Annotated in this window: 27 protein-coding genes and 1 other RNA gene; 10 read left to right on the top strand and 18 right to left on the bottom strand. The window is 45.4% G+C overall.

Annotated features, from left to right (window positions below):
* Position 1: 1 nt before the first annotated feature.
* The 7 genes from NL647_RS22320 to metK form a co-directional block, all read right to left on the bottom strand.
* Complete coding sequence (locus NL647_RS22320) at positions 2 to 565, bottom strand: YqgE/AlgH family protein (RefSeq protein WP_005449740.1); 564 nt, start codon at positions 563 to 565, stop codon at positions 2 to 4.
* Positions 566 to 694: 129 nt separating this feature from the next.
* Complete coding sequence (gene gshB / locus NL647_RS22315; protein WP_005449741.1) at positions 695 to 1,645, bottom strand: glutathione synthase; 951 nt, start codon at positions 1,643 to 1,645, stop codon at positions 695 to 697.
* A 14-nt stretch (positions 1,646 to 1,659) separates the two neighbouring features.
* Positions 1,660 to 2,391: a 16S rRNA (uracil(1498)-N(3))-methyltransferase gene (gene rsmE, locus NL647_RS22310; RefSeq protein WP_101904469.1), complete on the bottom strand. Its 732-nt coding sequence runs from the start codon at positions 2,389 to 2,391 to the stop codon at positions 1,660 to 1,662.
* A gap of 146 nt (positions 2,392 to 2,537) precedes the next feature.
* Positions 2,538 to 3,233, bottom strand: coding sequence for a deoxyribonuclease I (endA, locus tag NL647_RS22305; protein WP_005449743.1), 696 nt, complete (start codon positions 3,231 to 3,233; stop codon positions 2,538 to 2,540).
* A gap of 151 nt (positions 3,234 to 3,384) precedes the next feature.
* A complete protein-coding gene (locus tag NL647_RS22300; RefSeq protein ID WP_253650685.1) occupies positions 3,385 to 3,882 on the bottom strand; it encodes a SprT family zinc-dependent metalloprotease in 498 nt (165 codons plus the stop codon).
* Between the two features lie 67 nt (positions 3,883 to 3,949).
* On the bottom strand, positions 3,950 to 4,747 hold the full coding sequence (locus NL647_RS22295) for a DUF2189 domain-containing protein (RefSeq protein ID WP_154203404.1): 798 nt from the start codon (positions 4,745 to 4,747) through the stop codon (positions 3,950 to 3,952).
* Between the two features lie 283 nt (positions 4,748 to 5,030).
* A complete protein-coding gene (gene metK, locus NL647_RS22290) occupies positions 5,031 to 6,185 on the bottom strand; it encodes a methionine adenosyltransferase (protein WP_005449748.1) in 1,155 nt (384 codons plus the stop codon).
* A gap of 369 nt (positions 6,186 to 6,554) precedes the next feature.
* Here metK and tkt point away from each other — a divergent pair, with 369 nt between their 5' ends.
* Entirely contained in the window at positions 6,555 to 8,564 is a 2,010-nt protein-coding gene (gene tkt / locus NL647_RS22285; RefSeq protein WP_047512970.1) for a transketolase, read from the top strand.
* 50 nt (positions 8,565 to 8,614) lie between these two features.
* On the opposite strand, the gene NL647_RS22280 is transcribed toward tkt, so the two are convergent.
* A complete protein-coding gene (locus NL647_RS22280) occupies positions 8,615 to 8,851 on the bottom strand; it encodes a hypothetical protein (protein ID WP_017189100.1) in 237 nt (78 codons plus the stop codon).
* A 199-nt stretch (positions 8,852 to 9,050) separates the two neighbouring features.
* On the opposite strand from NL647_RS22280, the gene epd reads away from it, so the two are divergent.
* The 4 genes from epd (at position 9,051) to mscS (ending at position 13,957) form a co-directional block, all read left to right on the top strand.
* A complete protein-coding gene (gene epd, locus NL647_RS22275; protein ID WP_253650684.1) occupies positions 9,051 to 10,088 on the top strand; it encodes an erythrose-4-phosphate dehydrogenase in 1,038 nt (345 codons plus the stop codon).
* A gap of 153 nt (positions 10,089 to 10,241) precedes the next feature.
* The gene (locus NL647_RS22270) at positions 10,242 to 11,402 is read left to right on the top strand and encodes a phosphoglycerate kinase (protein ID WP_005436484.1); all 1,161 of its coding nucleotides are present in this window, start codon (positions 10,242 to 10,244) and stop codon (positions 11,400 to 11,402) included.
* 155 nt (positions 11,403 to 11,557) lie between these two features.
* On the top strand, positions 11,558 to 12,634 hold the full coding sequence (gene fbaA, locus NL647_RS22265) for a class II fructose-bisphosphate aldolase (RefSeq protein ID WP_005449757.1): 1,077 nt from the start codon (positions 11,558 to 11,560) through the stop codon (positions 12,632 to 12,634).
* Positions 12,635 to 13,090: 456 nt separating this feature from the next.
* Positions 13,091 to 13,957, top strand: coding sequence for a small-conductance mechanosensitive channel MscS (gene mscS / locus NL647_RS22260; protein ID WP_005436480.1), 867 nt, complete (start codon positions 13,091 to 13,093; stop codon positions 13,955 to 13,957).
* Positions 13,958 to 14,019: 62 nt separating this feature from the next.
* Here the strand turns inward: mscS and NL647_RS22255 are convergent, their stop codons facing one another.
* Positions 14,020 to 14,502 (bottom strand): YbaK/EbsC family protein, encoded by a 483-nt coding sequence (locus NL647_RS22255; protein ID WP_009698786.1) that lies wholly within the window; start codon positions 14,500 to 14,502, stop codon positions 14,020 to 14,022.
* 25 nt (positions 14,503 to 14,527) lie between these two features.
* A complete protein-coding gene (locus NL647_RS22250) occupies positions 14,528 to 15,157 on the bottom strand; it encodes a LysE/ArgO family amino acid transporter (protein WP_017189102.1) in 630 nt (209 codons plus the stop codon).
* A gap of 141 nt (positions 15,158 to 15,298) precedes the next feature.
* Between NL647_RS22250 and NL647_RS22245 the strand changes: the two genes are divergently transcribed.
* On the top strand, positions 15,299 to 16,195 hold the full coding sequence (locus NL647_RS22245; protein WP_005449760.1) for a LysR family transcriptional regulator ArgP: 897 nt from the start codon (positions 15,299 to 15,301) through the stop codon (positions 16,193 to 16,195).
* 254 nt (positions 16,196 to 16,449) lie between these two features.
* Positions 16,450 to 17,145 carry an oxidative stress defense protein gene (locus NL647_RS22240; RefSeq protein WP_050923334.1) on the top strand — a complete coding sequence of 232 codons (696 nt, stop codon included), beginning with the start codon at positions 16,450 to 16,452 and terminating at the stop codon, positions 17,143 to 17,145.
* Between the two features lie 73 nt (positions 17,146 to 17,218).
* Here NL647_RS22240 and serA read toward each other — a convergent pair whose 3' ends face one another.
* The 5 genes from serA to NL647_RS22215 all read right to left on the bottom strand — a co-directional run bounded on the left by serA (position 17,219) and on the right by NL647_RS22215 (position 20,523).
* Positions 17,219 to 18,448, bottom strand: coding sequence for a phosphoglycerate dehydrogenase (gene serA / locus NL647_RS22235; RefSeq protein ID WP_005449764.1), 1,230 nt, complete (start codon positions 18,446 to 18,448; stop codon positions 17,219 to 17,221).
* Positions 18,449 to 18,707: 259 nt separating this feature from the next.
* Positions 18,708 to 19,364 carry a ribose-5-phosphate isomerase RpiA gene (gene rpiA / locus NL647_RS22230; protein ID WP_038898667.1) on the bottom strand — a complete coding sequence of 219 codons (657 nt, stop codon included), beginning with the start codon at positions 19,362 to 19,364 and terminating at the stop codon, positions 18,708 to 18,710.
* 58 nt (positions 19,365 to 19,422) lie between these two features.
* On the bottom strand, positions 19,423 to 20,016 hold the full coding sequence (locus NL647_RS22225) for a 5-formyltetrahydrofolate cyclo-ligase (protein ID WP_009698783.1): 594 nt from the start codon (positions 20,014 to 20,016) through the stop codon (positions 19,423 to 19,425).
* Positions 20,017 to 20,021: 5 nt separating this feature from the next.
* Positions 20,022 to 20,206, bottom strand: a non-coding RNA gene (gene ssrS / locus NL647_RS22220) — 6S RNA.
* Positions 20,207 to 20,220: 14 nt separating this feature from the next.
* A complete protein-coding gene (locus NL647_RS22215; RefSeq protein WP_005449766.1) occupies positions 20,221 to 20,523 on the bottom strand; it encodes a cell division protein ZapA in 303 nt (100 codons plus the stop codon).
* 250 nt (positions 20,524 to 20,773) lie between these two features.
* Between NL647_RS22215 and NL647_RS22210 the strand changes: the two genes are divergently transcribed.
* The 3 genes from NL647_RS22210 to NL647_RS22200 are packed head-to-tail and all read left to right on the top strand — an operon-like array spanning position 20,774 to position 23,807.
* A complete protein-coding gene (locus NL647_RS22210; RefSeq protein ID WP_005449767.1) occupies positions 20,774 to 21,352 on the top strand; it encodes a YecA family protein in 579 nt (192 codons plus the stop codon).
* A gap of 40 nt (positions 21,353 to 21,392) precedes the next feature.
* Entirely contained in the window at positions 21,393 to 22,571 is a 1,179-nt protein-coding gene (gene ubiH / locus NL647_RS22205) for a 2-octaprenyl-6-methoxyphenyl hydroxylase (protein ID WP_050922649.1), read from the top strand.
* Positions 22,572 to 22,598: 27 nt separating this feature from the next.
* A complete protein-coding gene (locus NL647_RS22200; protein ID WP_009698780.1) occupies positions 22,599 to 23,807 on the top strand; it encodes an FAD-dependent 2-octaprenylphenol hydroxylase in 1,209 nt (402 codons plus the stop codon).
* Between the two features lie 78 nt (positions 23,808 to 23,885).
* On the opposite strand, the gene NL647_RS22195 is transcribed toward NL647_RS22200, so the two are convergent.
* From NL647_RS22195 to ygfZ, 3 genes are all read right to left on the bottom strand, one after another.
* Positions 23,886 to 24,092, bottom strand: coding sequence for a DUF1107 domain-containing protein (locus tag NL647_RS22195; protein ID WP_005449772.1), 207 nt, complete (start codon positions 24,090 to 24,092; stop codon positions 23,886 to 23,888).
* 652 nt (positions 24,093 to 24,744) lie between these two features.
* A complete protein-coding gene (locus NL647_RS22190) occupies positions 24,745 to 25,218 on the bottom strand; it encodes an aminoacyl-tRNA deacylase (RefSeq protein ID WP_253650683.1) in 474 nt (157 codons plus the stop codon).
* Positions 25,211 to 26,179 carry a tRNA-modifying protein YgfZ gene (ygfZ, locus tag NL647_RS22185; RefSeq protein WP_050922647.1) on the bottom strand — a complete coding sequence of 323 codons (969 nt, stop codon included), beginning with the start codon at positions 26,177 to 26,179 and terminating at the stop codon, positions 25,211 to 25,213. Before ygfZ ends, NL647_RS22190 begins: the two co-directional genes overlap by 8 nt.
* Between the last annotated feature and the right edge of the window lie 110 nt (positions 26,180 to 26,289).

Genomic DNA, 26,289 nt, shown 5'->3' with positions numbered 1-26,289 from the left:
GTTAAGCGTGCCCTGCATCCGAAGATAACTGGCTTGGATCGATGCCTAATTTCTCGACTGCTTTTTTCCAACGATCGATAATTGGAGTATCGAAAATGATCTCTGGCGTCGCTTCGATGGTCAGCCAAGAGTTCTCTGCCAACTCAGTTTCTAATTGACCTGCACTCCAGCCGGAATATCCAAGTGCCACTAAATAGTCGCTTGGTTCCGCTTCTGTACCAAGTACTGACAAGATGTCTTTAGACGTGGTAACTGCCAGTTCGTCAGTCATTTGAATGCTTGATTCGTAGTAGTCTTTTGGTTTGTGCAGGATAAAACCACGATCTTCAGAAACAGGGCCGCCGTTGTACACTGGTCTATCTAAGCTTGCTTCAAACAGGCGAGGGTGCACAGGTTGCACTTCGACTTGATTGAGCATACTACCAACCGTGATATCGACAGGTGCGTTGATCATCAACCCCATAGCGCCTTCTTCGTTGTGTTCACAGACGTAGATAACGCTATTCTGGAAGTAGGGATCTTTCATTCCCGGCATGGCAACTAAGAAATGGTTTGTGAGGTTCATTCTCATCTCGACCTTATAAGGCTATTAAAAATACTTAAGCAAACCCCATGTTTTCACCTGTACGGGTATGTGCATGAGTTTGCTTAAGTTAATCCACAACGCTCTTATTTAACTGTAATACAGTTTGAGTTATTCGCCTTTCACTCGGCGCTCAATCGCGTCCATTAGCTTGCCTGTGATTGAAATATCAAAAGCCGCTTCAATTTCACGAATACAGGTTGGGCTCGTTACGTTGATTTCCGTTAGCTTGTCGCCAATCACATCAAGACCCACAAAGATAAGACCTTTTTCTTTTAGGGTCGGTGCAACCGCTTGAGCGATCTTCATATCAGTTTCGCTAAGTGGGCGAGCTTCACCTGTGCCGCCTGCCGCTAGGTTACCACGTGTTTCACCTTTTGCAGGGATACGAGCAAGGCAGTAAGGCATTGGCTCACCATCAACCACTAGGATGCGCTTGTCACCATTGCTGATATCTGGCACGAAGGTTTGCGCCATCGCGTAGTTTTGACCATGGTTTGTTAGTGTCTCGATGATAACTGATACGTTTGGATCGTTCTCTTTCACGCGGAAGATAGATGCGCCGCCCATGCCATCAAGTGGTTTTAGGATCACATCACCGTGTTCTTCACGGAAGGCTTTAATCTTCTCAGCTTTACGCGTCACAATAGTGGTTGGTGTTAGCTCTGGGAACCAAGCTGTGAACAGTTTCTCGTTACAGTCACGTAGGCTTTGTGGCTTGTTAACGATCAGTGCGCCTTGCTCTTCAGCGCGCTCAAGGATGTAAGTTGCGTAGATGTACTCTGTGTCGAACGGAGGATCCTTACGCATTAGCACAGCATCAAGTTCAGACAGTTCAATGGTCTGCTCTGATTTGAATTCGTACCAACCCGTTGGATCTTCTTTTAACTCAACCACTTTGGTGTCTGCGATTGCTTTACCTTGGTCTAGGTGCAGATCATTCATTTCCATGTAGTGGATTTCGTAGCCGCGGCGTTGCGCTTCAAGCATCATGGCAAAGCTAGAGTCTTTCTTGATGTTAATGGACGAGATTGGGTCCATTACGATACCGAGTTTGATCATTATTTTTCTCCGTTTTAACCAAGATCGCCGAAACGAACTTGTAAGGCTGTAATTGCTGTCAGAGCCGCTGTTTCGGTACGCAGAACACGAGGGCCGAGTAGCGTCTCTTCAAATTGATATTCGCGAGTCATGCCGATCTCGTCAGAAGATAGACCGCCTTCAGGACCAATTAATAGGCGAACTTTTTCAACAGGTGTTGGCAAGGTGTTGATTGAGTACTTCGCACGTGGATGCAGGTTAAGCTTCAAGCCGTCGTACTCTTCTTGGCACCACTCTTCTAAGCTCATGATAGGGCGAATTTCAGGTACTACGTTGCGACCGCACTGTTCACACGCACTGATCGCAATCTTCTGCCACTGAGCTAGCTTCTTCTCGAAACGTTTTTGGTCTAATTTCACGCCACAACGCTCAGAGATCAGCGGTGTAATTGTATTCACGCCAAGTTCTACTGATTTTTGGATGGTGAACTCCATCTTATCGCCACGCGAAATGACCTGACCAAGGTGAAGATCAAGCGGTGACTCAATGCTGCTTTCTACGCGTTCAGAGATCTCAACCATCACATTCTTTTTGCTAACTTCGCTGATGACAGCTGGGAATTCAGCACCGCTGCCGTCAAATAATAGGACTTCTTGACCTTCTTTCATGCGAAGCACACGACCAATGTGACCTGCTGCATCGTCGCTTAGAGCAATGATGCCAAGTTGTTGAATGGTTTCTGGATGATAAATTCGAGGGATACGCATAGTGTTTCGATTTCCTGCATACGCGAGTGTTTAGACACTAACATGGATGCTTTCTACCGAAAAAACAAGGGGCAAGAGGCGTTTCCATTCCAGTAAATGACAACGCCTCGAATAGTGGAGGTGTACTGCGGTAATTACGGGAAGAATTACAGTGCGCGACAAGCCTCTTGAACGAATGGGTTGTGGTTGCCTTGAATCTTAGCAATGCGTTCATCACGCTCACATTCCCACTTATCTACAGGGTAGGTTTTGTTCCAAGCACTCATCAATTGAGTCTGCTGCTTCGAAAGTTTAAAACCGTATTCTTTGCTCATGTACAGGTAAGTACGCGCAATTGAGCCGCGTGCGCGATCGGGTGGCATGACTTTACGCTGCTTAAAGTTCACTTGCATTTCACAACGACCGTAGCTGACGCCATCCATGCCATTCCACTGACTGAAGTTGTAGTTAGAGCGGTCACCGTTTACCTCTCCGATAGCCGGAGTTAGGTTGTGGAGATCGGCTTCCATAGATTTGAAGACTTTGTCGTTTCTTGTGCAGTTTTTGCGTCCACCATTTTGCCAACATTGACGCTGGTGGCCGAACTGCCATGCAGGAACCACGTGCTCCCACTCGATGCGAGATGCGCGTTTTTCTTGCTTGCGAACTTGATAGCCACAAGAAGAGAGATCCGGCACGCCCTTTTTGCCTTGCCATTTAATGTCACAACCACAGTAGAAGCTGGTTGGGTGATCGGCGTAGATTTTTACCGCTTCACGCTTAGCGGCGGAAAAAGAGCTTGGAGGCGCAGCAATCGCTGTACTAGAAAGCGCAAATAGGAATAGAGAGAACAGGTATTTCATGATTAAAGTCTTTATAAAGTATGACTTTATTCATTCTAACACGCATAAATTAGCTTTAGTGATGAGTAACCTGACAATAGTGAGTAAAAAGCAGCAATTTGAGTGCGTATGTCTCTATTTTTTGAAGGCTAAAGGAGTAAAAGGATGGGCGTTACGAGAGCTGAATACCAGTAAAGTTCAGCGGTTGGCGACATTTTTGGCAAGAATACATCGCTTCTTTGCGCTGCACTTTGTTGTGACGACGAATTGAAAGTGGGTAAGTCATACAAGCACAGCAGTATTCAAAAGTTTTACCTTGCACAGAAGCCACATCAAAGCTGTGAGTGGTTTTAGCTGGAACTTTAAATACCGCTTCCATCACGCCTTGCCACTCTTTTCCGTGAGGTCGAACGCGACCGTACACTTGATAAGTAATGAGATGCGCGACTTCATGTGGAATCACTTCTTCAAGAAAAGCTTGAGGATTTTCTTTAAAGAGCTTCGGATTCAATCTAACTTCATTCGACTGCAAGTAGGCTTTGCCGGCTGCTTTACCACGAACATTGAAAGCCAGAGAAGGGATGATAAAAGAACGTTTGAATGCTTGCTCTGCCATCGCGATGCAATCTGCCATCACTTGTTTGGCTTTGTAGCTCAGTTCTATATCCACAACTCACTCCGTTTATTCAATAAAAAAGCCCCCGCGTTTGCGAGGGCTGGATCATAGCATCAGTTTTCTAAGGTGTGTGTTTTTTCTTAATTGTCGCGTGGTACGCATGCCATGTGCCGTAACCTAGGATTGGCATGGTGAAGAGCATACCAATACCGTACGTCGCGAAGCCGATTAAGATACCACCACAAATTATGGCTGCCCATACGATCATCGCAGGGATGTTGGATTTCACGGCGTTAAAGCTGGTGAAAACGGCAGTCATCATATCGACGCGACGTTCCATCATGAGTGGAATTGAGAAAGCTGAAATGCTAAATACCACGCAAGCCAAGACAAAACCTACTAGCGAACCAATAACTAAGAAAGGCAAGAACTCAGTCAGTGGAGCGCCTTGTACAGAAGGGTATAGAGCATGGAGCAGGGCAGCAATTCGCATCCAGAAAATCATACATACCGCGAGCATCACAGCAAATGCCCACTGAGAGCTAGAGTTGCGTCCAATGGCTTTCATTGAATGGAATAAGCTTGGTTTGTGTCCGCGTTCTCTCTCCCAACTTGCATCATATAAGCCGAGGGCTAAGAATGGCCCGATTAACATGTAAACAATCAGGCTTGGCATCACGACAAGATGCGTGCCTTGCCATTGAACCAGAAGCACGATACCAATCGCAGCTGCCATAAAGCAGATGCCGTAGAAGGCGCTGATGAGCGGCATGCGGACAAAGTCATGCAGACCCAACGCGAGCCAATGGAATGGTGCCGATAAGCTAATGGTATTGCACGGAATGGTTCTGGCGTATTCATTATCTGGAACTTCCTTTCGTTTACCTTGGAAGTCAGATGGGTTCACGGTACGAGGCATAACTCCTCCTTGATTTATTCCCACGGTGGCACCTAGGCCATATAAAGATGTTTGGCTGACGTTTTTCATGACTCTATTAGCCACGTGAGCCTGCATCATAGTTCTTTACGTTATATACATCGAAAAGTGCATTTAACATTATGTTAACTATTGGCAGAGATGGGGCAATTTACAAATAATTGCTGAATTTTTGTTCAAGAGAAGACATGAGAAGGAGAAGAAGGGGCAGAAACAAAAAGCCCCCGCCAGAGGCGAGGGCTTTATCGATTCTTGCGTGGCTCGATTACTTGATGCCTGCGAAATCGCGTAGGATAGCTGCTTTATCCGTTGCTTCCCATGGGAACTCTTCGCGACCGAAGTGACCGTATGCTGCCGTCTGCTTGTAGATAGGTTGAAGCAGGTTAAGCATTTCTTGTAGACCGTATGGACGTAGGTCGAAGTGTTGACGAACCGCTTCAATAATGATTTCGTGTGATACTTTCTCAGTACCGAACGTTTCAACCATGATAGACGTTGGATCAGCAACACCGATAGCGTATGAAAGTTGGATTTCACAACGGTCAGCCATGCCAGCTGCTACGATGTTTTTCGCTACATAACGTGCTGCGTAAGCTGCGCTGCGGTCTACTTTCGATGGATCTTTACCAGAGAACGCACCACCACCGTGACGAGCTGCGCCGCCGTAAGTATCTACGATGATTTTACGACCAGTTAGACCACAGTCACCCATTGGACCACCGATAACGAAACGACCGGTTGGGTTGATGAAGAAGTTCGTGTCTTTAGTGATCCACTCTGAAGGCAATACTGGCTTGATAATCTCTTCCATTACCGCTTCACGTAGGTCAGGTGTTGTTACTGAATCACAGTGTTGAGTTGAAAGAACAACAGCATCGATACCAACAATCTTACCTTGGTCGTATTGGAAAGTTACTTGAGATTTCGCATCTGGGCGAAGGAAATCTAGTTTACCGCTCTTACGAACTTCAGCTTGTTTTTGAACAAGGCGGTGAGAGTAAGTAATTGGAGCTGGCATTAGAATTTCAGTTTCGTTTGTAGCGTAACCAAACATGATGCCTTGGTCGCCTGCGCCTTGCTCTTTAGGGTCTGCTTTATCAACACCTTGGTTGATGTCTGGAGACTGCTTACCGATGGTGTTTAGAACCGCACACGAGTTCGCATCAAAGCCCATATCAGAGTGAACGTAACCAATTTCACGAACAGTTTCACGAGTGATTTCTTCGATATCAACCCATGCAGAAGTCGTTACTTCACCACCAACCATAACCATGCCGGTTTTAACGTAAGTCTCACAAGCAACACGTGCTTTCGGGTCTTGCTCAAGAATTGCATCAAGAACTGCGTCAGAGATTTGGTCTGCGATTTTATCTGGATGACCTTCTGATACCGACTCAGAAGTGAACAGGTGCTTAGCCATGATAGCTCCAATCTTAAGGTTTACTCATGGCTAACTAACGCAAGCTTGCCACGAAAAATACAATACAGTTTGTAGGTGTTTCTACATCTAGACGTCTATTTTAATTTCCCACAGTCGAATTACAAGCTCTTTTTCGATTTGAATTCGCCTAGCTTATTTCCCAATCGTTTGCTTTTGATGGGGTGAATTTCTAATAAATTACCTATTAAGTGCGAAAAGATTGAGTTAAAACCGCAAAAATGGTGAGTAAAACGTTTGCAGTCGGATTTTGGCTTTGAGAGAATGTTGTCCGCACTTTTTATGCCCAGTTTACTCGGTTAATGTGCCCACATTCCTTTATCAATTCGCTTAATGCACTCAGGAGCAGACATGTCTTCTCGTAACGTTCTTTCAAACAAAGAGCTCGCAAATGCAATCCGCGCTCTTAGCATGGATGGTGTTCAACAAGCTAACTCTGGCCACCCAGGCGCACCTATGGGTATGGCTGATATCGCTGAAGTTCTTTGGCGTTCTCACCTAAACCACAACCCAGCTAACCCAGAGTGGGCTGACCGCGACCGTTTCGTACTGTCTAACGGTCACGGCTCTATGCTGATTTACTCTCTACTGCACCTGAGCGGTTACGAGCTATCTATCGACGATCTTAAGAACTTCCGTCAGCTTCACTCTAAGACTCCTGGTCACCCAGAGTACGGCTACGCACCTGGTATCGAGACTACAACGGGTCCTCTAGGTCAAGGCATCACTAACGCTGTTGGTATGGCGATGGCTGAGAAAGCACTAGCGGCTCAGTTCAACAAAGAAGGCCACGACATCGTTGACCACTTCACTTACGTGTTTATGGGCGACGGCTGTCTGATGGAAGGTATCTCGCACGAGGCATGTTCTCTTGCTGGTACGCTAGGTCTTGGCAAACTGATCGCATTCTGGGATGACAACGGCATCTCTATCGATGGTCACGTTGAAGGTTGGTTCTCTGACGACACGCCTAAGCGTTTTGAATCTTACGGGTGGCACGTAATCCCTGCTGTAGATGGTCATGACTCTGAAGCGATTAACGCAGCAATCATCGCTGCGAAAGCAGATCCACGCCCTACACTTATCTGTACTAAAACTATCATCGGTTTTGGTTCTCCAAACAAATCTGGTTCTCACGACTGTCACGGTGCGCCACTAGGTGCTGAAGAAATCGCAGCAGCGCGTGAATTCCTAGGTTGGGAACACCCAGCATTTGAAATCCCTGCGGACGTATACGCTGAGTGGGATGCTAAAGCGGCAGGTTCTGAGAAAGAAGCGGCTTGGAACGCGAAGTTCGAAGCATATGCAGCGGCTTACCCTGCAGAAGCAGCAGAGCTTAAGCGTCGTCTAAATGGCGAACTTCCTGCGCAGTGGGAAGAGAAAGCAAATCAAATCATTGCAGACCTTCAAGCAAACCCTGCGAACATCGCATCACGTAAAGCATCTCAAAACGCACTAGAAGCGTTTGGTCAAATGCTTCCAGAATTCATGGGCGGCTCTGCTGACCTAGCGCCTTCTAACCTAACTATGTGGTCTGGTTCTAAGTCTCTAGAAGCGAACGACTTCTCTGGTAACTACATCCACTACGGTGTACGTGAATTCGGTATGACAGCGATCATGAACGGTATCGCACTACACGGCGGTTTTGTTCCTTACGGTGCAACATTCCTAATGTTTATGGAATACGCTCGTAACGCTATGCGTATGGCTGCTCTGATGAAAGTTCAGAACATCCAAGTTTACACGCATGACTCTATCGGTCTTGGTGAAGATGGTCCAACTCACCAACCAGTTGAGCAAATCGCGTCTCTACGTCTGACTCCAAACATGAGCACATGGCGTCCATGTGACCAAGTTGAGTCTGCAGTTGCATGGAAACTGGCGATTGAACGTAAAGATGCACCATCTGCACTTATCTTCTCTCGTCAAAACCTTGCACAACAAGAGCGTACGGCTGAGCAAGTAGCGGACATCGCGAAAGGTGCTTACATCCTGAAAGACAGCGATGGCAAGCCTGAGCTAATCCTAATTGCAACTGGTTCTGAAGTTGAACTAGCAGTGAAAGCGGCTGAGCAACTAACCGCTGAAGGTAAGAAAGTGCGCGTTGTTTCAATGCCATCAACAGATGCATTCGACAAGCAAGACGCAGCTTACCGTGAATCAGTACTGCCATCTGACGTAACTGCACGTATCGCTGTAGAAGCGGGCATTGCAGACTTCTGGTACAAGTACGTTGGTTTCGACGGTCGTATCATCGGTATGACAACATTCGGTGAGTCTGCACCGGCTGACCAACTGTTCGAAATGTTTGGTTTCACTGTAGAAAACGTAGTGAACACAGCAAAAGAACTATTAGCGTAATTTAGCGCTAGAAATGAAAAACCGAGCATTAGTGCTCGGTTTTTTTGTGCCTATTCAAATTCGTTTCCCCAGTTATCCTTCTCTTTGTGTCCACATTCCTTACAAGTGACATAACGATCCATATCGTAATAGTGACCGCCGTTTATCAGGGTATGAGCCCAAAGTTTTAAGGTTCCAAGAATCGATTTATCCGTATCGTAACTGCTTGGTTTACGGACCAGCATCTCTGAGTGTGGTGTTTCTCTATTGCATCGCTTGCAAAAGTGAGCAGTGGGAAAACCTGACATACGCATTTCCTTTTGGTGGTCAAACAAGGAGTTAAAATGCCAAGCGAAACATGCGATGTCAGAAATCAATATATTAGTGAAATGAATATTTCGGGAAGTGAAAAGATAGTTTACCGCGAGGGAGATCACTTACTTAATGCGTTCAGTCTTCGTATCAGGTACTATCTGTGACACGAATTTTTGGTGAGGCGAAGGATAAATGCTAAAAGTTGCGATCAATGGATTTGGACGTATCGGTCGTAATGTACTGCGAGCAGTATACGAGAGCGGTAAGCACCAGCAGATCAAGGTTGTTGCAGTTAATGAACTGGCTCAACCAGAAGCGATGGCACATCTTCTTCAGTATGATACTAGTCATGGTCGCTTCGGAAAGAAAATCTCGCATGACCAAGAACACCTCTACGTTCACCACGACAGTGGCGAATACGATCCAATTAGAATCCTCCACCTTGCTGAAATCGAACTTTTGCCATGGCGTGACTTAGAAGTCGATATCATACTGGATTGTACTGGTGTCTTCGGCTCACAAGCTGACGGACAAGCCCATATTGAAGCGGGGGCTCATAAAGTTCTGTTCTCACACCCTGGCGCAAGCGATCTCGATAACACCATTATCTATGGTGTGAACCACGAAACTCTCAAAGACGAACACCGCGTGGTGTCGAATGGCTCATGCACCACCAACTGTATTGTCCCTATCATCAAAGTTTTGGATGAGGCGTTCGGCATAGAGTCGGGTACTATCACAACGATTCACTCTTCAATGAACGATCAGCAGGTTATCGACGCTTATCACAATGATTTACGTCGCACTCGTGCTGCCAGTCAATCGATTATTCCGGTGGACACTAAGTTGCATAAAGGAATTGAAAGAATCTTCCCGAAATTTTCTAACAAATTTGAAGCAATTTCGGTTCGAGTTCCAACAGTTAACGTCACTGCGATGGATTTAAGTGTCACAATTAGTACAAATGTGAAAGTTAATGACGTAAATCAAACCATTGTTAACGCATCTCAGTGTACATTACGTGACATTGTTGACTATACTGAATCGCCACTCGTTTCCATCGACTTTAATCACGATCCCCATAGTGCAATTGTGGATGGAACTCAGACAAGAGTGAGTAACGGGCAACTCGTAAAAATGCTCGTTTGGTGCGATAACGAATGGGGCTTTGCTAACCGGATGCTGGATACCGCTTTAGCAATGCAAGCTTCTTCACAGGTGGAGCAATAAGAGTGAATAAGCGATGGAGAAAATTTTTATTTCAAGCCTTGAAATAAATCTGACGTATCTCCATATCAATAACCAGTTTGAAGAATTAACGGGCTTGGCAGGATTGCCGAGTTTTTAAAAACTTTAATTATTTAATATTTGAGAGGACACATCATGTCTGTAATCAAGATGACTGACCTGGATCTTGCAGGTAAACGTGTATTTATCCGTGCTGACCTAAACGTGCCAGTAAAAGACGGTAAAGTAACTTCAGATGCACGTATCATCGCATCTCTTCCAACTATCAAGCACTGTCTAGAAGCTGGTGCTAAAGTTATGGTTACTTCTCACCTAGGTCGCCCAACTGAAGGTGAATACGCTGAAGAGTTCTCTCTACAACCAGTAGTTAACTACCTAAACGACGCACTAGACTGCGAAGTTAAACTAGCGAAAGACTACCTAAACGGTCTAGAACTAAACGCTGGTGAACTAGTCGTTCTTGAAAACGTTCGCTTTAACAAAGGCGAGAAGAAAAACGAAGAAGAACTATCTAAGCAGTACGCTTCTCTATGTGACATCTTCGTAATGGACGCATTCGGTACAGCTCACCGTGCACAAGCATCTACTCACGGTGTTGGTATGCACGCAGACGTAGCATGTGCTGGTCCTCTACTAGCAAACGAACTAGAAGCACTAGGTAAAGCAATGGACAAGCCTGCTCGTCCAATGGTTGCTATCGTAGGTGGTTCAAAAGTTTCTACTAAGCTAACTGTTCTTGAGTCTCTATCTAAAATCGCTGACCAACTAGTTGTTGGCGGTGGTATTGCTAACACATTCATCGCAGCTGCTGGTCACAACGTTGGTAAGTCGCTATACGAAGCAGACCTAGTTGAAACAGCGAAGAAGCTAATGGACGAGTGTGCAATTCCAGTAGCAACTGACGTTGCATGTGCGAAAGCATTCGATGAGAACGCAGAAGCTGAAATCAAGCACGTTTCTGAAGTACAAGACGACGACATGATCTTCGACCTTGGTCCAGATTCAACTGCTGAACTAGCAGAAATCCTTAAGAACGCTAAGACTATCCTTTGGAACGGTCCAGTAGGCGTATTCGAATTCAAGAACTTCGAAGCAGGTACTAAAGGTATCTCTGAAGCTATCGCAGCTTCTGAAGGTTTCTCTGTTGCAGGTGGTGGTGACACGCTAGCAGCTATCGACAAGTTCGGTATCAAAGCTGACGTATCTTACATCTCTACTGGCGGCGGCGCTTTCCTTGAGTTTGTAGAAGGTAAAGTACTTCCAGCAGTTGAAATGCTAGAAGCACGCGCTAAGTAATAATCGCAAAGCGGGGGAGTCATCTCCCGCTTTCTTGTTTGCTGCAACGAGAGTGGAACTCTGCTAGAATAGCCTCAGTTGTGAGCAAACGTTTGCAAGATTTTTCAATTTAACAAGTTTTGTTTAAAAAACGACAGATAAATAGGATTACATCCATGTCTAAGATCTTCGACTTCGTAAAACCAGGTGTTATCTCTGGCGATGACGTTCAGAAAGTATTTGAAGTAGCAAAAGAAAACAAATTTGCTCTTCCTGCAGTAAACGTTGTTGGTACTGATTCTGTAAACGCAGTACTAGAAGCAGCTGCAAAAGTTAAAGCTCCAGTTGTTGTTCAGTTCTCTAACGGCGGTGCTGGTTTCTTCGCTGGTAAAGGCGTGAAACTTGAAGGTCAAGGTGCTCAAATCCTTGGTGCTGTAGCTGGTGCTAAATACGTTCACACTGTAGCTGAAGCTTACGGTGTGCCAGTAATCCTACACACTGACCACGCTGCTAAGAAACTTCTTCCATGGATCGACGGTCTACTAGACGCTGGTGAAGAGTTCTTCGCTCAAACTGGTAAACCTCTATTCTCTTCTCACATGCTAGACCTTTCTGAAGAGTCTCTAGAAGAAAACATCGAAACATGTGCTAAGTACCTAGAGCGCATGGCTAAGATGAACATGACAATCGAGATCGAACTTGGTTGTACTGGTGGTGAAGAAGATGGCGTTGATAACTCTCACATGGACGCATCTGAGCTATACACTTCTCCAGAAGACGTTGCTTACGCATACGAGAAACTAAGCGCTGTTTCACACCGCTTCACTATCGCAGCTTCTTTCGGTAACGTACACGGCGTTTACAAGCCAGGTAACGTTGTTCTAACTCCAACTATCCTACGTGACTCTCAAGCATACTGTGCAGAGAAGTTCGGTATCGCACCAAACGCTCTAAACTTCGTATTCCACGGTGGTTCTGGTTCTACTGAAGCAGAAATCCAAGAGTCTATCGGCTACGGTGTTATCAAAATGAACATCGATACTGATACACAGTGGGCAACTTGGGATGGTATCCGTCAGTACGAAGCTGACAACCACGATTACCTACAAGGTCAAATCGGTAACCCAACTGGCGAAGACGCTCCAAACAAGAAGTACTACGATCCACGCGTATGGCTACGTGCTGGTCAAGCTTCAATGGTAGCTCGCCTAGAGAAAGCATTTGCTGACCTAAACGCAGTAGACGTACTATAATTCGTCTCAACTGAGTTTCTAAAAACCCGCTCTTAGAGCGGGTTTTTTTATGTCTAAACAATGAGACCAATCCTATTCTTCCTCTGCGTGCAATTGATAACTTAGTCAGCTGCTATATGATCGCCTCACTTCATATCCCTTCATGTTGGTACAAATTTCGAAACTCAGCGCATTTCCGCATCAAGTGGCAGAAAACCAAGTAAAAAGTGTGGCGGAATGTAAATCCATTGCGTACTCTGTAACATGCCGGTATCAGAAAATTCTGATAAAGCTTTGTTTTGTAGGTCTTTGCTAAACTCTGACTTTGCAAAATTTCAGTTTTGAGATATTGTGCCAAAAATCTGACACTGTTCAGGAAAACAATAGGGATGTTGTTGTGAATAAGAACCTATAAAAAACAAGGTTCATAAATTAACGGCAATTAGATTTAATATCTTTATTTTGAGGATACGAATTATGGCAGGTGAATCGATGGGTATCGATACCTCTTTAACAGATGGTTTGAGCAAAGCTGAAACATGGCTAAATAACAACTCAGATCTTCTTATTCAATACGGTGTGAACATCATTTCTGCATTGCTGATCCTATTTATCGGTAACATTATCGTTAAAGCGGTAGCAAACAGCGTTTCAAAAGTGCTTGAAAAGAAAAAGATGGACAAAGCTGTTGTTGAATTCGTCAATGGTTTAGTTCGTTACCTTCTATTCGTTATCGTACTTATCGCGGCACTAGGTCGTGTCGGTGTTCAAACTGCATCTGTAGTTGCGGTAATCGGTGCGGCAGGTCTTGCTGTTGGTCTTGCTCTACAAGGTTCACTATCTAACTTCGCTGCGGGCGTACTGATTGTTGCATTCCGTCCATTCAAGTCTGGTGACTACGTAGAAATTGGCGGTGTAGCGGGTAGTGTTGAAGCAATTCAAATCTTCCAAACTGTACTAAAAACACCTGACAACAAGATGGTTGTTGTACCGAACTCATCAGTTATCGGTGGTGCAATCACTAACTACTCTCGCCACGCTACGCGTCGTGTAGACCTAGTTATCGGTGTTTCTTACAGCGCTGACCTTAAACAAACTAAGCAAGTTATCCGTGATGTGCTAGAAAAAGATGAGCGTATCCTTAAAGATCCAGCAATCCAAATTGGTGTGCTGGCTCTAGCTGACTCTTCAGTAAACTTTGTGGTTCGCCCATGGTGTAAAACAGCGGATTACTGGGACGTTTACTTCGATTCTACTCAAGCAATCAAAGAAGCGTTAGACGAAGCAGGCATCGAAATTCCATTCCCACAAATGGATGTTCACTTGAACAAAGTAGAAGCTTAATCACTTCGATTGAGAACATAAAAAGCGAGGCGTTTGCCTCGCTTTTTTTATCTCTAGGGCTTTTATATTTCTAATAAAGTATTACTGCCGGCTAGGAGTAGTCGCTTGAGTTCTTTGCCTGCAAAACCGAAAGTCGATTCGGGTAAACCCGGGGTATAGAGCAATTCTTCATGTTGATAAAGTGCAGTATCCACAATGATAGTGACATGCTCTGGTAACCCTATCGGACAAACCGCACCGGGTACGCAGCCTAGTTGTTCGATCATTTCATCATCACTACAAATTGAAGGTCGTTTGCCGGTAATGGTTTTGATTTGTTTAGAGTCTAAACGCGAGTCTTTGTCGGTCAAGTATATGGCGTAACCTAACCCTTTCAGTTTGAGAAAAAGGCTCTTGGTGTGAGTGCCTGTCCAGCCGAGTTCAGCGGCAACTTTGATATCGGTTTCAAAGTCGAGAATGGCTTCATGCTGCCATTCTCGAAAGGGGATGGAGAGCGCACTAAACCGCTCTCGATTGAGTTGGTAGATTTTCTGCAGTGACTCCATGTCGTATTTCTTTCCTATTTTTTCTTTACCAGTATTGGGTGATTAGCTCATTTGCGAGAGCAAAAGCGATAGTAAACATCATAACGGCAACCGCAATATCGATGCCTTTTTTCACTTTTGGTTTTGAGAGCGTCGGACCTAATTTCGCCGCACCTAATGACAGCGTGTAGAACCACGCAAATGATGCCATGATGGTTCCCATTGCAAATGCGATGCGATCGTTGCCTTCGAACTGACCACCGATGGATCCCAAGATCACCACAGTATCCAAGTATAGGTGTGGGTTCAAAACGGTGACGGCAAGTGCGCCAAGAATTACAGTGCGACGACCGCGTGCGACCACTTCACTTTTTGACTCCGATGCATCAGATGGTTTGAATGCGCTCTTTAGTGACAACAAACCGTAAACGCTCAAGAAAGCGATACCACCTAATGTCACCGATGTCAGTAGGATTTCATTTTGCGACAGGATCGCACCGCCGCCGAAAATACCGAGCGAAATGAAGATCATATCTAGGATGCTACAGATAGTCGCAGTTGTCAGGTGATGTTGACGCTTAATACCTTGGTTAAGGACGTACGCATTCTGCGCACCGATTGGAATGATCATCGTCGCACCTAAACCGAATCCTTGTAATAACACCCAAAAGCTCACAACACACCTCAAAAATTAGCAATAGAACAACAGAGAAATGGAAGATATAGCTTTTATTGAAATAAGTATAATTAATGATTTTAATATATTATTAGTGTTACTTATCTTGTGTGTTTGGCGTTTGTTAGGGAGGAAAAGCACGTGCGAGGATTGGATTATAAATGGATAGAAGCTTTAGATGCCGTCGTGCATCAAGGCAGTTTTGACAGAGCAGCAGAACACTTATTTGTTTCACAATCAGCTATTTCCCAGCGAATTAAACAGCTCGAAAAGTATCTTGCTCAACCTGTGCTTATCCGTGAGCAACCACCAAAGCCGACACCGATTGGTAAGAAGTTACTTGGACTATATCGCCGCGTTAGACTTCTTGAGCATGAAATCCTCCCTGAACTGAAGAACGACACTACCACTCGCCCTGTACAACTCTCCTTGGCGACGAATGCAGATAGCCTCGCAACATGGTTGTTACCTGCGCTGCAGGATGTAATGAAGCATCGCCAAGTGGAGCTTAAGTTAACCATCTACGGTGAATCGCGCTCAATTGAAAAGCTAAGAAGTGGTGAGGTTGCAGGGGCTATCAGTTTGGAATCTCAAGCCATCCCGGGCTGTCGTGCAGACTATCTCGGTCGCATCGATTATGTCTGTGTCGCCAACCCAGAATTTTATCAACGCTATTTCTCTGAAGGGGTTAACAATCAAACACTCGCGAAAGCGCCGGCGGTGTCTTACGACCAATATGATGATCTGCATAAGAAGTTTTTGACTGAACATTTCAACGTAAGACCTGACAGTGTCATTCATCACAACATTAGTAGCTCAGAAGCTTTCCTCAAGATGGCGTTAGCAGGTGTGGCTTATTGTTTGATTCCTCGATTACAGATCACCGATGAATTAGAAAATGGTAAGTTGATTGATATTACGCCGGGTTTTTTGATGTCCTATCGAATTTACTGGCACCACTGGCAGTTAGAAACGGGCGTTCTTCAAGAAATCTCACAAGCGATTATTGGTTACGCTCAACAACATTTACCGCAATAAGTTCCCAGTTGGCTCGCGTTTTAAGTTGAAATTACTGCGAAGTAACACAGTCAAAGTTGTGTTAGAAGTCGCGTAGGGCGCTTGGATAATTGACAGAAGTTTCTATGATGAGTCTATATACACTCCAGTTCATTGGTGTCTCTCCTCGTTGAAGCTAGGATACCAACTCAGTTGCTACAGTGTTCACCGAATCTCTCGAGATGAAATCTGGCACTGGAGTGACCTTAATCTTTCAAAACGGATGGATTTGTCGAATGAAACTGTCTTCATGTTTATTGGCGTCTGCATTGAGCCTTACCAGTATTTCTGTGTTTGCGAGCGATGTACCAAGTTTTGCCCATGTATCAACCACTGGTTACGGTGAGGTAGTTGCAACACCAGATATGGCTACTTTTTCTGTGAAGGTAGTTGATACGACAATGACAGCAGAGCAAGCGAAGCAATCGGTCGACAATACAGTTGATGCGTTTCTTAAGAGCCTTGCAGATGCAGGTTTATCAAAAGATAACATTACTAGCTCAAACTTATACTTGGCTCCACAATATCACTACCCAAAATCGGGCAAGGCGGAACTTGTGGGTTACCGTGCATCACGTAGCATTGACGTGACGGTCAATGATCTTGCGAACTTGAATGAGTACTTGGACATGGCGCTGAAAGCCGGCATCAACCAAGTCGACAATATTCAGTTAAAAGTGAGCAACCAGTTTGAATATCAGCAAAAGGCACGCATGGCAGCGATTAAAGACGCGCAGAATAAAGCTGCCTCATTAGCGACCGGATTTGATAAGAAGTTAGGAGACGTTTGGCAGATCAACTATAACCAAATGCATGCTCGCCCGGTATTGATGCGTTCAATGGCAATGGATGCAAGAGAAAGTACAAACAGTTACCAAGACTCTACACTCGTGATTCGTGACCAAGTGGATGTGGTTTACAGGCTGAAATAATGCTTAAGTAAATACGGACGAATAAAACGAAAAAAGGCAGGGAATCCCTGCCTTTTGTGTTTGTTCAAATAGATTAGTGAAGGATACGAGCACGGATTGTGCCTTCGATGCCTTTTAGTTTCACTAGTGCTTCTTCTGCGCGAGAAGTCTCAACGTCGATAACTACGTAACCGATCTCAGCGGCAGTTTGTAGGTACTGACCTGCGATGTTGATGCCGTCTTCAGCAAAGATGGTGTTGATTTGCGTCAGGATACCAGGGCGGTTTTTGTGGATGTGTAATAGACGTGAACATTCACGATGCTCAGGCAATGATACCTCTGGGAAGTTCACACTTGATAAGGTTGAACCGTTGTCAGAGTATTTCGCTAGTTTACCAGCAACTTCAACACCAATGTTTTCTTGCGCTTCTTGCGTTGAACCACCGACGTGCGGAGTTAAGATTACGTTGTCGAACTTCTGCAGTGGAGACTCAAACGCATCGGCGTTAGTTTTCGGCTCTACAGGGAACACGTCAATCGCTGCTCCTGAAATATGACCAGATTCTAAGCTATGACATAGAGCAGGGATGTCTACCACGGTACCGCGCGCGGCGTTGATAAAGATAGCGCCCGGCTTCATGCGAGCAAACTCTTCTTCGCCCATCATGTTCTTGGTTTCTGGTGTTTCTGGTACATGTAGAGAAATCACGTCACACTTGTTCAAAAGCTCACTCATAGTGAACACTTGCGTAGCGTTACCTAGCGACAATTTGTTTTCAATGTCGTAGTAGTAAACGCGCATCCCCAAGTTTTCTGCAATGATACCCAACTGAGTACCGATGTGACCGTAACCGATGATGCCCAGACGCTTACCACGTGCTTCGTAAGAACTGTCTGCACTCTTCTTCCAAATACCACGGTGCGCTAGCGCGTTCTTTTCCGGAATACCACGAAGAAGGAGTAGGATCTGACCTAATACTAGTTCAGCAACACTGCGCGTGTTTGAGAATGGTGCATTAAAAACAGGAATACCACGGCTTGCTGCCGCGCCTAAATCAACTTGGTTGGTACCAATACAAAAACAGCCAATTGCAACTAGCTTGTTCGCTGCATTGATCACTTCTTCCGATAAGTTCGTTCGAGAACGGATACCGATGAAGTGCACGTCTTTTACTGCTTCAATCAGTTCTTCTTCCGGAAGGGAACCTTTGTGATATTCAATGTTGCTGTAGCCAGCTGCTTGAAGAACTTCAACTGAAGAAGGGTGGAGTCCCTCTAGCAAGAGGATCTTAATCTTTTCTTTTTCCAGTGAAACTTTGGCCATTTTTCTCGTCCTTAAAATGGAAAGGTGGGCTAATGTGGCGCACATAAAGCAAAACTATTAAAAAGGGGATAATTAACAGTTTTGTCGGAAGACAAACGTTTCCTTGTGCGTCTTCTGTTCAATAAAGTAACAAAAAATTTTTGCTTTGGGTAAGAAAATTACGGAATAAGGCATGCTTTTCTTAGAAAAAGGAAGAAAAAACGGCGCCCTAGGGCGCCGTCTGTAATGAAATAACAGAAAATTTAAATCATCTAATGATTTATTCTTCTATTTTCGCACCTTCTGGTGTGCCAGTGATAACCACGTCTGCACCGCGGTGAGCGAATAGACCCACAGTTACTACGCCTGCAATGGCGTTGATCTTGTCTTCAAGTTCTTTCGGGTTAGTGATTTGCATGTTGTGTACGTCTAGGATCACGTTGCCGTTGTCCGTTGTTACACCTTCACGGTATGCAGGGTCACCACCTAGTTTTACCAATTCACGAGCCACGTAAGAGCGTGCCATTGGGATAACTTCTACAGGAAGTGGGAACTGGCCAAGTACGTCAACGGCTTTTGTGCCGTCAACGATACATACGAATTTTTCTGAAATAGCCGCAACGATCTTTTCACGAGTCAGTGCAGCACCGCCACCTTTGATCATTTCACGCGCTGCGTTGATTTCATCTGCACCATCAACGTAGATATCTAGCATTGCTACGTCGTTACACTCGTAAACCTCGATACCAAGCTCTTTTAGACGCTCAGTAGAAGCAACAGAGCTAGACACTGCGCCTTTGATATCATCTTTGATACTGCCTAGGGCATCGATGAAGTGATTCACGGTAGAGCCAGTACCAACACCGACAATGCTGCCTTTCTCAACATATTTAAGTGCTGCCCAACCAGCCGCTTTCTTCATTTCATCTTGAGTCATGCCAATCTCCTGAATAGATGTTCGTTAACGTTTGCGGCGTGATTATAGCGGTTAAGCGTTACTTTTCCCATTGCCAGATTTGGCTTGGAGTCACGATCTTAGGTAATGGAATATCCCAACTTTCGACGGGAAGATGCTCGACATGCTGACAATCATGGGCGATGCCGATAGGTTTTGCGCCTTCTCCAGTACTAAACCAACGTGAAAGCGTCCGGTCGTAGTAGCCTCCGCCCATTCCTAGGCGATGCCCAACGCTGTCAAATCCGACTAGTGGCGTGCAAATGACATCAAGCTCACGAACTGGTTTGAGGAAACGGATATCAAGCGCAGGTTCTAAGATTCCGTATTTGTTGTATATCAACTGTTCATCATTGATGTACTGCAAGAAGAGCAATTGACCTTTAGAGAAAGGATGAATGACGGGCAGGTAAATCGACTTACCTTGCTGCCATAGTGATTCAATCAGAGGTTTGGTGTCTAACTCGCCATCGGCAGACAAATAGATAGCAATGTGCTGTGCGCTTTTGATTTCCGGTAACTGCGAAAACTGGTGAACGAGATCGAGTCCAGCTTGAAACTGAGTATCGCTGCAAAGTGCGTTGCGTTTTTCGCGGATAAGTTTGCGGAATTCTTGTCGAGATAGGTCAGACATAGAGAGGATACCCCAGGGTGCCGTTGAGGATTGTGGCCCTTGAACCAGCTGGTTCAAGGCGGATCAGCAATGATAACCGTAGGCTTCTCGGTGCATGCCAAGCTTGCTCAATAGCTATCAAGTACTAACCCTTTGGTATTGCTTATCGGCTCAGGGACTTAAATCCAACTGACGCACACCCCAGGGTAAATTTGGTATCTACTGCTATCCTTGCTTCACTTTACTAAGCGCGCTTTCTAAAGACGCGGTGAGCTTTTCCATTCGCTCAGTAATTTCTTGTTGCTGACCGTTAGATTCGTATGATTTGGTATGTAATTCATAGCAAATGTTCAATGCAGCAAAGGTCAGTAGCTGAATTTCATTGGTTACCTTAGTACGCTCGCTCATCTCTTTCAATCGACGATCAAGATCTTTAGCCGCTGTAATTAGTGACTCTTCTTGCCCCGCAGGACAATTCACTCGTGTCATTTTGCCAAGGATTTCAACGTCGATCGCTTGATTGCTCATGATGAATAAACTCTATATTCGCGCTATCTAAGGCGTTGCGTTATACAACTACCGAGGAGGAAACTATAGGAAAACCGCTATTAAGATTCAAGCATTTCCCTTCACAGAAAGAAAAATGGTGAAGTGATCACACAGGAATTGGGCAAATTGCTCAAATGGTGTCCAAAATTGAATTTGATAGCCGTTTCAGCCGACTAGGCTTGATGGTAGGATATGTCGATACATTATTACGCAAGAATGAGCCAAGATTATGAGTGAAATCACCCTTCCTGAATACCAATCTATTGCTGCCGAATTGAAATCTGCAAGCCTTGCTGTGACACCAGCAGAATTGCATGGTCTACTTGTTGGCATGCTCAGTGGTGGATTGGCGATTAACGACCAAACCTGGCAACCAATTCTGTTTGATTACACCAACGAAGGTATGGGCTGGCCATCAAGCGCATTAGCACTGGCACAAAGCGTGTACCAAGTAACCGTTAACGAGCTAACTGGCACTTCTATGGAGTTATCTTTGCTGCTTCCTGATGAAACGGGTGAAGAAGGTTTGTTCGCACTAGCAGATGGTGTGTCTGATTTTGTGAACCACTTTATCTCAGGAATGGGTTTAGCGGGTATTGCGATTGATAAAGCGTCAGACGATGCAAAAGAAGCCTTAGCGGATCTAGAAGAAATTGCCAAACTGGGCATTGATGAAGATGATGATCTAGGCGAGCAAGCACTATTGTTAGAGCAAGTAATCGAACACGTTAAAGCCTGCGTATTAACTATTCATGCAGAGTTTGGTGCTCGTCCTGAAAGCAACGAAAACAAACCAACGATTCATTAATCACTTGTTTCCCATTATCGAATAGCTTCTAGAGGTTAGCATGAGGCAATATGACGTTGTAATTGCTGGTGGAGCCATGGCAGGTGCCACACTTGCGTTGGCAATCGACCGTTTATCTAAAGGCGCGCTGCAAATTGCGGTTGTTGAGCCTTTTAAAGCTCAATCGGATCAACATCCGGGCTTTGATTCGCGCTCGATTGCTTTGTCCTACGGTACCGTTAACATTCTGCGTCACTTGCAGTTGTGGTCTGCTATCGAGCCTTGTGCAACTCCAATTGAACATATTCATGTTTCTGACCGCTCTCATGCGGGCATGACTGAGATTACCAAGCACGAAGTTGGCGTTGAAGCCCTTGGCTACGTAGTGGAACTTGCCGATGTAGGTCGTGTCTACCAAGAGCTCTTGGATAAGAGCAAAGCAATCACTCTGTTTTGCCCTGATTCGGTTGCGAACATCGAGCGTGAGCAAGACAAAGCACACATTGAGTTGAGCAGCGGTGAGAAGCTGGAAGCTAAGTTGCTAGTGGCTGCTGATGGCGCTGTGTCGCAATGTTGCCAGCAAATCGGTTTAGAGCTGTCTGAGCATGATTTCGACCAAGTGGCAGTGATCGCGAATATTGTGACGCAAGAGCCTCATCAAGGTCGCGCTTTTGAACGCTTTACAGAGAATGGTCCAGTCGCACTGTTGCCGATGAGTGATAACCGTATGTCGTTAGTATGGTGTCTGCGTCCTGAAGAGGCGCAAAGCGTCGTGAACTTGTCTGACGCAGAGTTTCTTGAGCGCTTGCAGAACGATTTTGGTTGGCGACTAGGTGCGATGCAGAAAGTCGGACAACGCGCGAGCTATCCGCTTCTTCTGCGTCATCGTAAGCAGAACATTTCACACCGCTTTGCTATTGTCGGCAATGCTGCACAAACGCTTCACCCAATTGCTGGGCAAGGCTTCAACCTTGGTATTCGTGATGTGGCATCATTAGCGGAAGAGGTGGTTAAGCAAGCTGAAGATGCCGGTCGCTACCAAGGTTTGAGGCGATTTAGCCAGCGCCGTGAAGATGATCGCAGCGAAACGATTTGGTTAACTAGCTCTCTCGTGCATATTTTCTCAAATGATTTACCGGCGATGCGAATTGGGCGTAACCTTGCTCTCGCAACGATGGATAACCTTTCTACTTTTAAGCAGCCGCTGCTACGCCATACACTTGGTCTAGTGAAACGATAAACGGCAACGAATTAGGTAACAAAAGCAATGATGCAAAGTGTAGATATCGCCATCATCGGTGGTGGAATGGTGGGTTTAGCATTAGCTGCCGCTTTTAAGGACAGTGACCTGCGAGTTGCCGTTATCGAAGGTGCAGTGCCAAACGACACCCTAAATGAACTGCCAGATGTACGTGTGTCGGCGTTGAGCCGTTCAAGTGAAACCATCCTTCGCAAGCTTGGTGCTTGGCAAGGTATCGAGCAGCGTCGCGCTTCACCATACCATGCGATGGAAGTGTGGGAGCAAGACAGCTTCGCGAATATCGCATTTGATGCGCAGAGCATGGCTCAACCGGATCTTGGTCATATCGTTGAAAACCGCGTAATTCAATTGGCGCTGCTAGAGCAAGTTCAAAAGCTTGATAACGTGACGCTGTTTATGCCTGCTCGTTGTGCAACGCTTGCGGTGGGTGAGCAAGAAAGCTGGCTAACGCTCGATAATGGTCAAGCTATGACAGCGAAGTTAGTGGTTGGCGCTGATGGTGCAAATTCTTGGCTGCGTAACCAAATGGATATCCCACTAACGCATTGGGATTACGGTCATAGCGCGCTTGTTGCGAACGTGAAAACCGCTGACCCACACAACAGTGTTGCGCGTCAGATCTTTACACCGCAAGGTCCATTAGCTTTCCTTCCAATGTCTGATCCTCACATGTGTTCGATTGTTTGGTCTACCGATCCAAATCGCGCAGAGCAACTGCTGGCGATGAACGAGCAAGAGTTTAATAAAGCACTGACTAGCGAATTCGATGCACGTTTAGGCTTGTGTGAAGTAGTTGGCGAACGTGCAGCATTCCCACTTAAGATGCGTTATGCGCGTGACTTTGTGGTTGAACGCGTGGCGTTAGTTGGCGATGCAGCCCATACCATTCATCCGCTGGCAGGGCAGGGTGTGAATCTTGGCTTATTAGATGCAGCAAGCTTAGCGCAAGAAGTGTTGGCACTGTGGAAGCAAGGGCAAGACATTGGCACCAAACGTAATCTACGTGGTTACGAGCGTTGGCGTAAAGCCGAAGCGGCGAAGATGATAGCGGCAATGCAAGGCTTCCGTGATCTGTTCTCTGGTGAGAATCCTGCCAAGAAGTTGGTTCGTGGTATTGGTTTGAGCCTAGCAGGACAACTGCCGGGTGCGAAAGATGAAATCATGAAGCGTGCATTAGGTTTGAAAGGCAACCTGCCGGAACTAGCGCGTCAATAAATACGTTCTTCGCTTCGCAAACAAAAGATACAAAAAAGGCTGGTTAATCCAGCCTTTCTTTTTACATCGATGTTTAAGCTAAGCGTATGCGCATCTGAGCTTCATAATCTCTTGGTTAATCTCTTTTACTGCCTGAAAGTGACGTTTCTCAGCTTTCTCTGGCAACATCAATTTTCCGTTATCAAACTCGAACTTACCGACTCCGTAAATATAGATTCTTCCTTTAAAAAGACGACTTATGTGTTTAGCAATCATACCTGGTGTATAGCGCTTAAACAGTCTCATATTTACTCTTCCTTATCTCTTACCTAGCCCAGTTATTCTACGTTTTTCGCGTAAAAATTATTGTGACAGCAATAGTATTAAGTGCAGTTGAGGTACTTGGCTTTAGAGATTTGTGCTGCCTTAGACAAATTGACAGAGTCATATCTCAAATAGCGTGAGGATTACCTCAAAAAATCATTGTCGAAGGAACCAGTCCTTGAGCTCTCCTGTTCTTACGTGGTGCATTAAGCAACAGTTTTGTTACAGAAATAAGAATAGAAGGAAAATGATTGTTTGCTAAATGTTTTTACTCAATGGGTTGCATTTTGTTCGTTTTGACGAGGTTGAAACCTCAAATGCATTGCTTTCATTGAGTTAGAGGAAGGAAAAGGAAAAAAGTTCCACGCAAAAAAAAGCCCGCTTCGGCGGGCGAATAGTCACAGATGCATTACACAAAAGTGGACGACTGACTTAATGAACGCTGTCATACAAGTCAGCAGATTCACTTTACGTTGGCTGAGTCGTTGTTGAAAACTTAACCAACGAATTCAGCATATATGAGTTTTTCATTTGTGACTATTTATGTTTTAAAAATGATTAAAAATCCTTACGTGTAATCGGAGAGATATGAGTGAGATCACGCAGGAGTGAGAATCCTGCGCTTGATTACATGTTAGCGGCAGATATCAGCCACGGTTGGTTGGCACAATTGGATTAGATCATCGATGGATAGCGCTAAGCCTGCCATGTGATCTCCACTGCTTATAGTGATTTCTTTTTCTTCAAGCAAACTTGGGTCAAATACGATCGGCATGTAGCGTTTTAAGAGTAGTGGTGTGACAGTTCCAATCTTGTATCCGGTAATCGCTTCTACGTCTGCTTGATCAACACACGTCATACGACGGCACTGCAGTAATGCGCGCACCTTCTTTGGATCAACACTACGATCACCTGGTGCACAAGCAAGCGCATATTGATTCCCCATATCGCGCAAAAGAATCGCTTTGACCATTTGAGAAGGGCGAATGCCGCGTTGTTGCGCGGCATCCTCAATAGTTGTTGCTGGTCTTTGATGAGGAAGAAGACGGAACTCGATGTTCTGGTCCGCCAAAAACTGCATCAAAGGGGTATGAATGGTATTACTCATCGTCAAGGCTGTACGGCAGTGCTGCGATTTCCCATTCACACTCTGGTTGAGCAACCAAGCGCAGACGAGTGTCATCGTCTAGGTTGTTTGGCAATACAATGAGTCCTATCGCTTGGTTGTTGCTGAATTGGTAATGCGTGAGCAATGCGCCTACTGAACGCCAGTTTTCACCAACGCTACGCTCCAGTTCAATCGCACCTTCACCTAAGGCTTCAGCAGTTGCACCTTTAACAATGTACATTGCACGTTTGTTGGTGCCGCGGTATTTCGCGCGCGCTACGGTTTCTTGACCTGTGTAGCAGCCTTTCGTAAAGCTGATGCCCCCCAGCGCTTGTACGTTTAGTGCTTGTGGAATGTGCTCGTTTTGCGCATCAGCTGCCACGTATGGTAGTGCTGCTTCAATATCGAAACGAGTCCAAAGCTCGTGAGTAGTCAGCGTTGCTTTGCTGTCTTCTAATAACGATTGTGCTGCTTCTGCTGTAAGCGCAAGCAACCAGCGGTTTGGAGTCACTTTGACTGCCGTGCCACCTTCAACTGTACGTACGTCGCCAGAATCAGCATTTAATGTTGAGATGAACGCATCTGCATTCTCACCAGCAACACCCAGCACGACGTCGCTAGACTCTTCGATGGTCACTTTCGAGAACACCGCGTATTTTTTGATTTCTTTTAGTTCCACTTCAATCGCTGATTTCGGCTGAACCATTGCATAGCCATCGTTATGGTGGAATAGGCGGAAGACACTCCACACTTTACCTTTCGCATCACAATGTGCCCCCAACACTGATTGGTCTTTCTCAAGAGAAACCACATCGCAGGTAACTTGACCGTGTAGGTACGACTTTTTGTCGTCTCCAACCATGGTGATCATGCCTAGGTTATCCAATAGCGAGATAGACAGCTCAGGTAGTGCGTCTTGTGTCGATAGGTTCAGCGGTGAAAAGCGAGTTTGCCATTCCATGATTACAATGCCTTTTGAAGATATTTTTCAGCTATGTTAAATGCAGAATCGGCATTTGTCAGCACTCAATATATCCACTCAATTTTAAGGTGTTTGGCTTTGCTGAACGT

The organism is Vibrio sp. Y29_XK_CS5, from assembly GCF_024181835.1.
Classification (GTDB): Bacteria; Pseudomonadota; Gammaproteobacteria; order Enterobacterales; family Vibrionaceae; genus Vibrio; species Vibrio harveyi.
The sequence above is the reverse complement of the archived record's forward strand: the minus strand, read 5'-3'. Positions and strand labels throughout refer to the sequence as shown.

Excerpts from the sequence above, each read along its gene's own strand:
- NL647_RS22270 (WP_005436484.1), top strand. The coding sequence starts at position 10,242 with ATGTCTGTAATCAAGATGACTGACCTGGATCTTGCAGGTAAACGTGTA.
- endA (WP_005449743.1), bottom strand. The coding sequence starts at position 3,233 with ATGAAATACCTGTTCTCTCTATTCCTATTTGCGCTTTCTAGTACAGCG.
- NL647_RS22225 (WP_009698783.1), bottom strand. The coding sequence starts at position 20,016 with ATGTCTGACCTATCTCGACAAGAATTCCGCAAACTTATCCGCGAAAAA.
- NL647_RS22215 (WP_005449766.1), bottom strand. The coding sequence starts at position 20,523 with ATGAGCAATCAAGCGATCGACGTTGAAATCCTTGGCAAAATGACACGA.
- gshB (WP_005449741.1), bottom strand. The coding sequence starts at position 1,645 with ATGATCAAACTCGGTATCGTAATGGACCCAATCTCGTCCATTAACATC.
- NL647_RS22210 (WP_005449767.1), top strand. The coding sequence starts at position 20,774 with ATGAGTGAAATCACCCTTCCTGAATACCAATCTATTGCTGCCGAATTG.
- tkt (WP_047512970.1), top strand. The coding sequence starts at position 6,555 with ATGTCTTCTCGTAACGTTCTTTCAAACAAAGAGCTCGCAAATGCAATC.
- NL647_RS22240 (WP_050923334.1), top strand. The coding sequence starts at position 16,450 with ATGAAACTGTCTTCATGTTTATTGGCGTCTGCATTGAGCCTTACCAGT.
- serA (WP_005449764.1), bottom strand. The coding sequence starts at position 18,448 with ATGGCCAAAGTTTCACTGGAAAAAGAAAAGATTAAGATCCTCTTGCTA.
- mscS (WP_005436480.1), top strand. The coding sequence starts at position 13,091 with ATGGCAGGTGAATCGATGGGTATCGATACCTCTTTAACAGATGGTTTG.
- ygfZ (WP_050922647.1), bottom strand. The coding sequence starts at position 26,179 with ATGGAATGGCAAACTCGCTTTTCACCGCTGAACCTATCGACACAAGAC.
- NL647_RS22320 (WP_005449740.1), bottom strand. The coding sequence starts at position 565 with ATGAACCTCACAAACCATTTCTTAGTTGCCATGCCGGGAATGAAAGAT.
- NL647_RS22195 (WP_005449772.1), bottom strand. The coding sequence starts at position 24,092 with ATGAGACTGTTTAAGCGCTATACACCAGGTATGATTGCTAAACACATA.
- NL647_RS22255 (WP_009698786.1), bottom strand. The coding sequence starts at position 14,502 with ATGGAGTCACTGCAGAAAATCTACCAACTCAATCGAGAGCGGTTTAGT.
- rsmE (WP_101904469.1), bottom strand. The coding sequence starts at position 2,391 with ATGCGTATCCCTCGAATTTATCATCCAGAAACCATTCAACAACTTGGC.
- epd (WP_253650684.1), top strand. The coding sequence starts at position 9,051 with ATGCTAAAAGTTGCGATCAATGGATTTGGACGTATCGGTCGTAATGTA.
- NL647_RS22200 (WP_009698780.1), top strand. The coding sequence starts at position 22,599 with ATGATGCAAAGTGTAGATATCGCCATCATCGGTGGTGGAATGGTGGGT.
- fbaA (WP_005449757.1), top strand. The coding sequence starts at position 11,558 with ATGTCTAAGATCTTCGACTTCGTAAAACCAGGTGTTATCTCTGGCGAT.
- NL647_RS22295 (WP_154203404.1), bottom strand. The coding sequence starts at position 4,747 with ATGCCTCGTACCGTGAACCCATCTGACTTCCAAGGTAAACGAAAGGAA.
- rpiA (WP_038898667.1), bottom strand. The coding sequence starts at position 19,364 with ATGACTCAAGATGAAATGAAGAAAGCGGCTGGTTGGGCAGCACTTAAA.
- ubiH (WP_050922649.1), top strand. The coding sequence starts at position 21,393 with ATGAGGCAATATGACGTTGTAATTGCTGGTGGAGCCATGGCAGGTGCC.
- NL647_RS22280 (WP_017189100.1), bottom strand. The coding sequence starts at position 8,851 with ATGTCAGGTTTTCCCACTGCTCACTTTTGCAAGCGATGCAATAGAGAA.
- NL647_RS22190 (WP_253650683.1), bottom strand. The coding sequence starts at position 25,218 with ATGAGTAATACCATTCATACCCCTTTGATGCAGTTTTTGGCGGACCAG.
- metK (WP_005449748.1), bottom strand. The coding sequence starts at position 6,185 with ATGGCTAAGCACCTGTTCACTTCTGAGTCGGTATCAGAAGGTCATCCA.